Annotated in this window: 8 protein-coding genes; 7 read left to right on the forward strand and 1 reads right to left on the reverse strand. The window is 41.4% G+C overall.

The annotated features are described in order from the left end of the window. Positions 1-150 precede the first annotated feature (150 nt). The 6 genes from IM515_RS05625 (at position 151) to IM515_RS05650 (ending at position 9704) form a co-directional block, all read left to right on the forward strand. Positions 151-1599, forward strand: a complete 1449-nt coding sequence (locus IM515_RS05625) for a M16 family metallopeptidase (RefSeq protein ID WP_287629724.1) — start codon at positions 151-153, stop codon at positions 1597-1599. Positions 1600-1735: 136 nt separating this feature from the next. Beyond that, complete coding sequence (locus tag IM515_RS05630; protein ID WP_287629722.1) at positions 1736-2992, forward strand: AAA family ATPase; 1257 nt, start codon at positions 1736-1738, stop codon at positions 2990-2992. Beyond that, a complete protein-coding gene (locus IM515_RS05635) occupies positions 2985-3635 on the forward strand; it encodes an RloB family protein (protein WP_042790583.1) in 651 nt (216 codons plus the stop codon). The genes IM515_RS05630 and IM515_RS05635 overlap by 8 nt, the downstream gene beginning before the upstream one ends. A 233-nt stretch (positions 3636-3868) precedes the next feature. Next, positions 3869-6310 (forward strand): phosphoenolpyruvate synthase, encoded by a 2442-nt coding sequence (gene ppsA / locus IM515_RS05640; RefSeq protein WP_287629721.1) that lies wholly within the window; start codon positions 3869-3871, stop codon positions 6308-6310. Positions 6311-6747: 437 nt separating this feature from the next. Continuing rightward, complete coding sequence (locus tag IM515_RS05645) at positions 6748-9165, forward strand: GUN4 domain-containing protein (protein WP_287629720.1); 2418 nt, start codon at positions 6748-6750, stop codon at positions 9163-9165. Between the two features lie 128 nt (positions 9166-9293). Next, positions 9294-9704 carry an endonuclease domain-containing protein gene (locus IM515_RS05650; RefSeq protein ID WP_287629719.1) on the forward strand — a complete coding sequence of 137 codons (411 nt, stop codon included), beginning with the start codon at positions 9294-9296 and terminating at the stop codon, positions 9702-9704. 196 nt (positions 9705-9900) lie between these two features. Here IM515_RS05650 and cbiE read toward each other — a convergent pair whose 3' ends face one another. Continuing rightward, positions 9901-11169 carry a precorrin-6y C5,15-methyltransferase (decarboxylating) subunit CbiE gene (gene cbiE / locus IM515_RS05655; protein ID WP_287629718.1) on the reverse strand — a complete coding sequence of 423 codons (1269 nt, stop codon included), beginning with the start codon at positions 11167-11169 and terminating at the stop codon, positions 9901-9903. Positions 11170-11232: 63 nt separating this feature from the next. Here cbiE and IM515_RS05660 point away from each other — a divergent pair. Further along, positions 11233-11715 (forward strand): DUF3782 domain-containing protein (locus tag IM515_RS05660; RefSeq protein WP_287632692.1); only part of this gene is annotated, 483 nt, incomplete at its 3' end.

An 11715-nucleotide genomic window follows, 5' to 3' on the forward strand; every position in this document is an offset into this window, starting at 1 on the left:
CCCAACACCCCAACACCCCAACACCCCAACACCCCAACACCCCAACACCCCAACACCCCAACACCCCAACACCCCAACACCCCAACACCCCAACACCCTAACCCCCCAACATCTAACACCGAAAACCGAAAACCTAAAATAAATATAATCATGAAAAAACGCTTACAATGGCTAGGTTTAATCCTGCTCACCCTGATAGGTGTCCTCGCTTTTCGTTCCCCGGCAATTGCCCAAACCCCGCGACATTTTACCGATTTAACTTTTCCTCCTCTTCCTGAAGTTACAGTTCCCCAATACGAGCGCTATCAACTAGATAATGGTATGGTGGTTTATTTAGTGGAGGATCGCAGCTTACCTTTAGTAAGTGGTACGGCGATGATTCGGACGGGAGGAAGATTAGAATCCGGGGAAAAAGTCGGATTAGCCGATATTACTGGAACCGTGCTGCGTAGTGGTGGCACGGAGAACCATCCTTCTAATGTCTTAAATCAGTTATTAGAACAAAGAGCAGCCCTAGTAGAAACCTCGATCGATCTTAACAATGGAACTGCTAGTTTTAGCGCCCTTAGTGAAGATTTAGAAACAGTTTTTAATCTCTTTGCCGAAGTTTTGCGTTCCCCAGCTTTTGAAAATCAGAGGGTGGAATTAGCCAAAGTTCAGGAAAAAGGAGCAATTGCCCGACGTAATGATGATCCCGATGATATTGCTAGTCGGGAGTTTAAAAAGCTAGTCTATGGTGATAATAGCCCCTACGCTCGTACTGTAGAATATAGCACTTTAGCTAATATTGACCGTCAGGATTTAATCGATTTTTATCGTACCTATGTCCGTCCCGACCAAATAATTTTAGGAATTGTCGGTGATTTTGATTCTCAGTCGATGAAAGCATTAATCAATAAGACTTTTGGCGATTGGAAAAATCCCGCCACTGCTCCTAAAATTGTCACCCCTTCGGCAACCCAAAAAAATCTTCAAGGTGTCTTTGTTGTCAATCAACCCCAATTAACCCAGAGTACGGTTTTATTAGGTCATCTTGGGGGTCGTTTGGATAGTCCCGACTATCCCGCTTTAACGGTATTAAATGAGATTTTAAGCGGTTTTGGTGGTCGTTTATTTAATGAAGTGCGCTCCCGTCAAGGATTAGCTTATTCTGTCTATGGTGTCTGGAATAGTCGTTATGATTATCCCGGTTTATTTATTGCCGGAGGTCAAACTCGCACCGATGCTACCGTACCTTTTATTAAGGCAATTTTAGGCGAAATCGAGCGCCTTCGCAATCAACCCGTTACTGCCAAAGAATTAGAAGACGCTAAAAATGCTATTCTCAATTCTTTTGTTTTTAAGTTTGAGAAACCTGGTCAGAATTTATCGCGATTGATGACCTATGAATACTATGGTTATCCCCAAGATTTTATCTTCCGTTATCAACAAGCGGTAAAAGGGGTGACAATTGCCGATATTCAACGAGTGGCCCAACAATATCTACAACCGAATCAAATTGTGACTCTTGTGGTGGGTAATGAACAGGAAATTCAACCTCCCTTATCCAGTTTGGGAACCACGGTTAAAACTGTTGATGTCACCATCACACAAATATAAATAACTGTAGAGATGTCGGGTGTGTTAGATGACGCTAACACACCTGAGAAAAATTTCCTTTTAAGTGTTGACAAATTGCCTATCATAAAAGCATAGTCTTCATCAATTCCCCAGAGACTTTTAGGGTTAGTATGTAATGCTCATCGAATTTAGTGTCGGTAATTATCGGTCTTTTAAGGATGTAGTTACTCTCAGTATGGTGGCTGCAGATGAAGCAGCAGATAATGATGAGCTTGATAAAAATAATGTTTTTAAGGTTAATCAGAATTTTAGTTTACTAAAAAGTGCTGCTATTTATGGAGCAAATGCTAGTGGTAAGAGTAATTTGATTCTGGCCTTATATTTTATGCAAAGTTTTGTTATTAATTCCTCTAAATTACAAATTACAGATAAGATAGATTTAGAAAAATTTCGATTAAGTTCTGAAACCGAAGATAAACCTTCTTTTTTTAAGATAGTTTTTCATCTAGATAATAAGACCTATGAATATAGCTTTGAAGTCACTCAAGAGCGAGTAATTTCTGAGGGGTTATCTTGCACTACCAAAACTCGTAAAACTAATATATTTAGTCGGGAAAAAGATAAAATTAAATATAGTAAAAGTCTGATGAAGGGCAAAGATGTCAAAGATTTAACTAAAAAAAACACCTTATTTCTATCGATTGCTGCTCAGTTTAATGATCCGTTAGCAGGTAAGATTTTACTCTGGTTTAGTAGGTTAAAGATTATATCGGGTTCGCAACTTGAAAATTTAAGACAGCTATCTATTGACTATCTTTCTAGAGAGCAAAATCTTAAAAATGAAATCGTTTCCTTAATTAAAAAATTAGATTTGAGTATTAAGGATATGAGTATAGAAGTGGGACGGAAACCCCTAGATAATTTTCATAAGGATATTCCAGATACAGTTTACAACTCCATTGAAACCTATCATGAAAAGTATGATTTAGAGGGAAAGGTAATCGGGTTAGAAAGCTTTCAACTGAATAAACATGAGTCGCGTGGCACTCAGAAATTATTTGCTTTATTAGCACCTATTTTATCGGTTTTAAAAGCAAGTGAGGTATTGATAATTGATGAACTGGATTCCCTACTGCATCCCTTAATGGCAATAGCAATTATTGGATTATTTAACTCTCAACAAACAAACCCTAAAAATGCTCAACTTATTTTTGCTACTCATGATGTTAATTTACTTAGTAATCAACTGTTTAGGAGAGATCAAATCTGGTTTACAGAAAAAAATCGCCAAGAAGCAACGGATTTATATTCTCTGGTCGAATTTGATATTGATAATAATGCTTCCTTTGAACAAGATTATATTCAAGGTCGCTATGGTGCCATACCTTTTATTGGTGATTTAAGCAAAGTTATCGGTGATTATTATGGCTAAAAAAGATGGTAATTATAGTTATTTAAAACGTCAAGCTAACAAGAGACAGCCAAGGGAAACATTTTTGATTGTTTGTGAAGGAGAAAAAACTGAATACTATTACTTTACTTGTTTGAGGGAAGATTTAAAATCTAATAACATTAAAATAAAAGTTAAGGGAGAAGGTCAAAATACCTTGAGTTTAGTCAAGAAAGCAATTAATATTAAAAACAATGAAAAATCAGCATCTTACGATCAAGTTTGGTGTGTTTTTGATAAAGATAATTATACCAAAGAGCAATTTAATCAAGCTGAGGGACTTGCCCAAAAAGAAAATATCAAGATTGCCTATTCTAATGAAGCCTTTGAAATTTGGTATATTTTGCACTTTCAATATCTTGATACTGCTACACCTAGAGATAGATACGGGAGTATTTTAACTAATCAAATGAGAAAACTTGGATTAGTTGGCGAGAAAGAAAAATATGAAAAAAACCGAGAGAATATCTATGAAAAATTAAAGCCTTATCAGCCGACAGCGATTATCAACGCCGAAAAACTTATTAAACGGCGAGATGAATTAAAACAACATCCTTTTGATCCCCATCCTTCCACTACCGTACATGAATTAGTGAGGGAACTCAATAAAAATAGTCGATCTTAAACTTAACTATTTTGAGATAACTAAGGCTATCATTGAGGAAAGTTACTGTTGAGACTCCTGATTAGTTTATTAATTTTTGTATCAACTAGCTAGACAATTAAACCCTTTAGAGATAGGGTGATCGTAGCTGGGTTTGCTATTATAGAGTTTTGTAAATAAATATCAAACTCAAGGATTTTTGAAGATGGTATGTCGCTAAACTGAAAGTATAGAGTACAGAGGTAAAAATACTTATGATGCTACTACAAGATGTTGCGAGAACCTCTAGAGAACAAGCATTAATTCTGTGGTTTGAAGAAGTGGACAGCAAAGATGTGGGGTTAGTCGGTGGCAAAAACTCCTCCTTAGGCGAAATGATCCAACAATTAACCCCGAAAGGGATTAATGTCCCCACAGGATTCGCCACCACCGCTTACGCTTACCGTCACTTTGTCGAAAAAGCCGGACTAGACGCACAATTAAGACAAATTTTCCAAGATTTAGACGAAAACGATGTGCAGAACTTGCAGGAAAAAGGTAAACAAGCACGCACATTAATCCTCAATACACCGTTCCCCGATGATTTAAGTCATGCGATCGCTATTGCCTATCGCCGACTCTGTGAACGTTATGGCGATGATCTCTATCATTCCATCGATGTGGCCGTTCGCTCAAGCGCCACTGCCGAAGACTTACCAGAAGCGAGTTTTGCCGGACAACAGGAAACCTATCTCAACGTGCAGGGAGTGAGGGGAGTTTTAGAAGCTTGTCATAAATGTTTTGCCTCTTTATTCACCGATCGCGCTATTTCCTACCGTCATCATAACGGTTTCGATCACTTTGCCGTCGCCCTTTCCGTCGGTGTCCAAAAAATGGTGCGTTCAGATCTAGCCACCTCCGGGGTGATGTTTTCCATCGATACGGAAACAGGGTTCAAAAATGCCGCTTTAATCACGGCAGCCTACGGTTTAGGGGAAAATGTCGTGCAAGGTGCTGTTAACCCCGACGAATATCTGGTTTTTAAACCCACTCTTAAAAACGGTTACAAACCCATCCTCGAAAAACGCCTCGGCAGTAAAGCGATCAAAATGATCTACGATGATGGAGGATCGCGTCTAACCAAGAATATCCGAGTTAACAAGCTAGAACAGGATCAATTCTGCATTAGTGACCAAGAAATCCTCACTTTAGCCCGTTGGACGACCCAAATCGAGGAACATTACTCGCAAGTGCGCGGAACCTACACCCCCATGGACATCGAATGGGCAAAAGATGGGATCACGGGAGAACTGTTTATCGTTCAGGCGCGTCCAGAAACCGTACAATCGCAAAAAGCCGCTAATATCCTTAAATCCTACGAGATTAAGCAAAGAAGTCAAGTTTTAGCGGTGGGACGGAGTGTAGGTGCGGCAATCGGTCAAGGAAAAGCCAGAGTCATCCTCAGTGTAGATAAAATCAACAACTTTAAACCGGGAGAAGTTCTCGTCACCAATCGCACGGATCCCGACTGGGAACCGATTATGAAACAAGCAAGCGCGATCGTGACTAATCAAGGTGGTCGTACTTGCCATGCCGCTATTATCGCACGAGAAATGGGTATTCCGGCGATCGTGGGTTGCAATAATGCCACGGAAACGATTAAAACTGGTCAGGAAATCACCGTTTGCTGTGCGGAAGGGGATGAAGGGAAAGTTTACCTCGGATTGCTACCCTTTGAAATTCTCGAAACTCACCTGGATAATTTGCCGCAAACTCGGACAAAAATCCTCATGAATATTGGTAATCCCGAAAAAGCCTTCGCTTTTGCCGATATTCCTGCCCAAGGTGTCGGTTTAGCGCGTCTAGAGTTTATTATCGCTAACCATATTCAGGCCCACCCCAGCGCTTTGCTGAAATTCCAGGAACTGGAAGAAGGGGACGTAAAAGACCAAATCGCCGAATTAACCAAACACTACGAGGATAAACCCCAATTTTTCGTCGATAAATTGGCCCGGGGAATTGCCATGATTGCAGCCGCATTCTACCCCAAAGATGTAATTGTGCGGATGTCCGATTTTAAATCCAATGAATACGCTAATTTATTGGGTGGCAAACCCTTTGAACCCAAGGAAGAAAACCCGATGATCGGTTGGCGCGGCGCTTCCCGTTATACTGATCCTAATTATCGCGAGGCTTTTGCTTTGGAATGTCGGGCGCTGAAAATGGTCAGGGAAGAAATGGGATTAACTAATGTGATTCCGATGATTCCTTTCTGTCGTACCCCCGAAGAAGGGATGAGAGTCCTTGAAGAAATGGCGAAAAATGGTCTCGAACGCGGGGTTAATGGTTTGCAAGTTTATGTGATGTGTGAGTTACCAAGTAATGTAATTCTTGCCGACCAATTTGCTCAGGTGTTTGACGGATTTTCGATCGGTTCTAATGATTTGACCCAATTAACCTTAGGATTAGATCGGGATTCTGCCCTAGTTGCCCATCTTTTTGATGAACGGAATGAGGGAGTTAAACGCATGGTGAAAATGGCTATTGAAACCGCTAAAGCCCATAATCGCAAAATCGGTATCTGTGGTCAAGCTCCTAGTGATTATCCCGAATTTGCTCAATTTTTAGTGGAATTAGGCATCGATTCTATCAGTCTTAATCCTGATTCTGTCCTCAAAACTTTATTGATGGTGGCAGCAGTGGAGAAAGGACAATAGTTTAGTGATAAAGGTGGGCAAGTCCCACCTTTTTTTGTACTAAGCCAACTAACTTCATCATACTGAAAATACCTATAGCCCACTATGGCTATTTTTTAGTTGTCTCTTAACAAAGATTAACTTTAAACTGCGATTAAGAGATAAACTTAGATTTCGTCAGGATTAAGGCCTAATTCCCGCAGTTTATTGGCTAATCGTTCCGATCGTTGTTTTTCCTGATTATAGCTAGTGAAAGCTTGTCCATCGGGATAAAAAAGCAACATTTCCGGTTCGATCCCCCCTTAATCCCCCCTTGATAAGGGGGGTGCCGATCCCCCCTTAATCCCCCCTTGATAAGGGGGGTGTCTGATAATTTTTAACGCCTACCTACTTATAAGCCAATAACACCACTCCCAAGGGGTCTAATATAATTAGAGGAGGTTGATCAAAGGGGGTTTATGGACGATAAAACCGCAAAGCCGGAAGAATCCGAATCTGAAGAGAAAAAAGAATCAGATTTTGACCAGGAAAAGGAACAGGCTCAAGTTTGGACGGGAAAAATCACTGCTTTTGCTGCCCATCAACTCCGAACCTCCGCTCCTTCCCTTCCAATTATCGGGGGTAGCATTACAGGCGGCTTAACTTGGCTTAGTCAACATGACACGGTTAAGGCGATTATTGTCGGGGGAGTCACTTTTATCGTCACGGGCTTTTTTACCTACGGATCAGCCTGGAGTCAAGGGTTTTTAGAAATAGCAAGAACCAAAGGTAAAAATCATGGTAAAGGTACAGCTTTAAGCTTTTTTGTTTGGCTAGACAAAGGACTGGAAAAAATACGTTGGCAATTAGCTAATCCTGACGGGAAATATTTAATTAAATTACGGGATTCAGATTGTCGTTATGATGATATTGAAGGGATTGAAGATGCAATCTTTGGTTTTTCTACCCCAGAACTAGAAGAAATTTTTATTAATTTGGACCTGAGTCAATTAGAACTGCGCTCAGAAGAAGAATCTAAAGGTACGGGGGATGATATTTGGGATTTATTGCGACGGGCTAAAAAGAGGACAAATTTACGGTTGTTAATTCTTGCTCCTGGTGGCCGAGGAAAAACGACTTTATTGCGTCATTTAGCCTATAACTACGCTCTAAAACAACCGAAACAAAATGCACCTTTTTTAATTCCTGTCTTTTTACGTTTACGGAGATGGCAGGAAGTGATTACCACCACAGAAGGATTGGATTTACCGACCTTAATTGAGCGACATCTTAAACAAGATATTTCTCAAGAATTAGATTTACCTGAGAACTGGGCTAAAAGTCATTTAACCCGTCAGCAAATGTTAGTGATGTTTGATGGTTTTGATGAAATTAAACCCGAATATGCCGAAAAAGTCAGTCAATGGATTGGCAAACAGTGGCATGATTTTCGCCAAAACTATTTTATTTTAACCTCTCGTCCCAAAGGCTATCAAGCGTTTAGCTCTGAGCATAAACCTCGGCAAAAGGTGTTTATTAATGAATTTACCGATCAAAATATTCGGGATTTTGTGTATAAATGGTATTTCTGGCAAGAGCAGGAAACCAGAGTTAGCAGAAGTTTAAAAGCTAAACAAGAAGCTGCCGACAATAAAGCAAAGAATTTAATTAATCAGTTATTTGCTCTCGATAATTCCGGGGAAAGTTCTACTCTATTAGCCTTGGCGAGAAATCCCTTAAATCTAAATATGATAGTACAGTTACATCGGGCAAACTTTGGCTCGGGACAAAAATTACCTCAGCAACGAGTGGATTTATTTCGCCGAATTTTTGATCTGCAATTGATCACTCGCCCTCAAGCTAGGGGCATTGATATGATTTTAGATAATAATGAGGAAAATCATCGTCAACGGGTATTGCAACAGTTAGCCCTGAAAATGGGAAATACAACCACGATTGAATATTCAGAATTACTAAGTCAGATGCAAGGTTTTATTCAGGAATTGGGTTATCCTGAAAGCACCTCGGCTAAGGATTTTGTAGAGCGGTTAATTCATGTGAGTGAGTTAATTTTGAAAAAGGATGAATACTATGAGTTTGCCCATAATCTTTTTCAGTCCTATTTAATTGCTTTGGAAGTTAAACGGTTAAAGCAAGAAAATTTACTCAAGGAAAATTGGGAGCAAAATCTCTGGTACGAGGCTTGCATTATGTATGCCACTTTATTGACTAATCCGACTGATTTTATTGTCTATTTTTATAATCAATCTAATCCTAAAGCTCAGGGATTAGCGGAGCGATGTTATTGGGAATTACCTGTTAAAAAACGTCGCAGATTGGAACTTTTAGAACAAAAACGACAGACTTCTCTCTTTACTCAACTAGAAACCTATCTGAAAAATGGGCAATGGCGCGAAGCCGATGAGGAAACGATGCGCTTAATGTTGTTAATTGCTAAAAGGGAAGATGAAGGCTGGCTAGATGAAGAAAGCATTAACAACTTTCCCTGTGAAGAGTTACGCACGATTGATAAGCTCTGGGTAGATAATAGCCGCGGCAAATTTGGCTTTTCTGTGCAGAAAAAAGTCTGGCTGGATTGCGGTGGTGTCCCAGGGGAATACGATTATGATGTGTATAAAAAATTCGCTGACGAGGTGGGTTGGCGCAGGGGCGGAGACTTGTTGAGCTATGATGAGCTAACTTTTGTATTAAATAGCAGTAAACAGGCACACCTACCGGCAGTCCGATTTTATTATCGTCGTGTGTCGGTTGCTTCGATTGAGGTCGGTTGGTCCGACGATGGTCGGCGGTATAGGTCGGTTGGTTCAATTTCCGATGGTCGGAAAGTCTCTTTTCTCGCCCAGAGACTTGTAACCTGTAATATATTACAGATTTAGACATCTTAAACCAGTAAAAAGCCCCCCTTATCAAGGGGGGTTGGGGGGATCAAACCTATGCAATTAACCAATCATCTTAAACCAGTAAAAAGCCCCCCTTATCAAGGGGGGTTGGGGGGATCAAACCTATGCAATTAACCAATCATCATCATCTACCCTACAATCCCAAACTCGTAGAACGAGCCAAAGAACTCCGTAAAAATATGACCAAAGCTGAAAGAAAACTTTGGTATGAATACTTAAAAAATTTTCAATATAGAGTTCATCGTCAAAGACCGATTGATCAATTTATTGTTGACTTTTATTGCCCCGAATTAAAATTAGTGATTGAAATTGATGGTGATAGTCATAATAGGGAAGATGCTCAGAACTATGACTTAGAAAGAACCCAAATTTTATCAGGTTATGGATTAACAGTAATCCGCTTTACTAATCAAGAAGTTTTGAGTAATTTTGAGGGAGTTTGTGGAGTAATTGGAAGTTTGATCCCCCCAACCCCCCTTGATAAGGGGGGCTTTGATCCTCCTAATCCTTCTTGATCCTCTAAGGGCTTTGATCCATCCTTATTAAGGGGCTTTGATCCCCGCCACTCCCCCTGATAAGGGGGGCTTTGATCCATCCTTATTAAGGGGGATCTGACAATTTTTAACACCTAACTAATTAGAAAGGAAAAGAATAGCGAAAAAAGTTCTATCTACAACTTTTGCAAGAGGGATCAAGGAGAAAATCAAGGATTTACAATCTCGGTTTCAGAACAGTCCACTGGGTTACGGGGGCCATGGCTTTCCAACCTAAAAACTTGCCGACTGGTTCGGCTTTTTCAATGCCAATCCGCAGCAGTTCCCCTCCTAATTTACTATGCCATTGCAAGAGGACTAATTCGCTTTCAATTGTAACAGTGTTGGCAACAAGACGACCCCCGGGGCGCAGGGCTAACCAACAGGTTTCCAATAGGTGGGGTGTGGTGATACCGCCACCAATAAAAATAGCGTCCGGTTGCGGTAAATCTTCCAGGGCGCTCGGTGCGATTCCGGCGACGATTTGCAGGTGGGGCGTTCCCAGGGCGGCGGCATTATCGGCAATGTATTGTAATCTGGTGGGATGATGTTCGATCGCAATCCCCTGACAACGGCGATCGCTCCGCAGCCACTCAATGGCAATGGAACCACAACCCGCCCCCACATCCCAGAGCAATTGTCCGGGTAAGGGAGCCAATCTACTCAGCGTGATAGCACGAACTTCTCTTTTTGTCAACTGTCCGTCATGATGGTAGGCAGAATCCGGCAGTCCGGGAAGGCGCGGCACCCAGGTGGGGGGATGGGAGGAGATGCAGCTAATGGCAATGACATTTAAATCCGCCAGATCTGTAAACTGCCAATCGTTGGCGATGCCTTGAATGTGGCGTTCCAGGGTTCCCCCTAGATGTTCTAAAACCGTGATGGAACTCTCGCCAAAACCTCCCTCCCTGAGCAGCCGAGCAGCGATCGCCGGAGTCTGAGCATCGGCGCTCAGTACCAGCAGTTTGGCGCCGGGATACAGCACCCCATTCAACCAAGCCGGGGGCCGACCGCACAAACTCAAAGTTTCCACTTCACTCAGGGACCAACCCAAACGACTACAGGCAAGACTAAAGCTAGAAGGAGAGGGAATAATCGTCATTTCCTCCAGGGGAATCTGGCGGGTGAGGGTGACACCAATTCCGTAGCACATGGGATCACCACTGGCCAAAACACAGACGGATTGACCACGAAGGCGGATAATCTCGTTAATGGAGTCTTGAATAGGAGAAGTCCAGAGCAGTTTTTGCCGTTGATCCTCTGGGGGTAACATTGCCAGATGACGTTCACCACCGACAATAACTGATGCGAAAGAAAGCAGACTTCGCCCCACTGAACTTAACCCTTCTAAGCCATCTTCACCAATTCCTATGATCGATAGCCATTTCGACTGACAATTGCGATCCGCCATATTAAAAAAAATCGCTACTATTTCATTATCTGCCATCAGGCTCTATCCTTCAAACAAGATATAATCGGGTTAGTGCCAAGTTAATTCAGAGGAAAAAGTATGACCACCACCGCCGATGACGTTTGGAGATTATTAGCCGAATTAGTAGAAGCTCAAAAAGAGACAGAAAGATGCTTTCAAGAAACGGAGCGACGCTTTCAAGAAACCGAGCGTGTTCTCAAAGAACAATCTTTAGAAACCGAGCGACGCTTTCAAGAAACCGAGCGTGTTCTCAAGGAACAATCTTTAGAAACCGAGCGACGCTTTCAAGAAACTGAGCGTGTTCTCAAAGAACAATCTTTAAAAACCGATCGCCAAATTACCAGACTCAGTCAAGAAATTGGTAATCTTGGCGGTAAATGGGGACGTTTTGTCGAAAATATGGTAGCCCCCGCTTGTGAGACTTTATTTTTAAATCGTCAGATTCCCGTACATCAAGTTAGTCAAAGAGTCAGAAAACGTCTCGACGGTAAAACCCTAGAAATTGATGTGTTAGTAACTAATGAAAATCATGTGCTAGTAGTGGAAGTCAAAAGTAGTTTA

Source organism: Microcystis sp. M44BS1, assembly GCF_020244875.1.
GTDB lineage: Bacteria > Cyanobacteriota > Cyanobacteriia > Cyanobacteriales > Microcystaceae > Microcystis > Microcystis panniformis.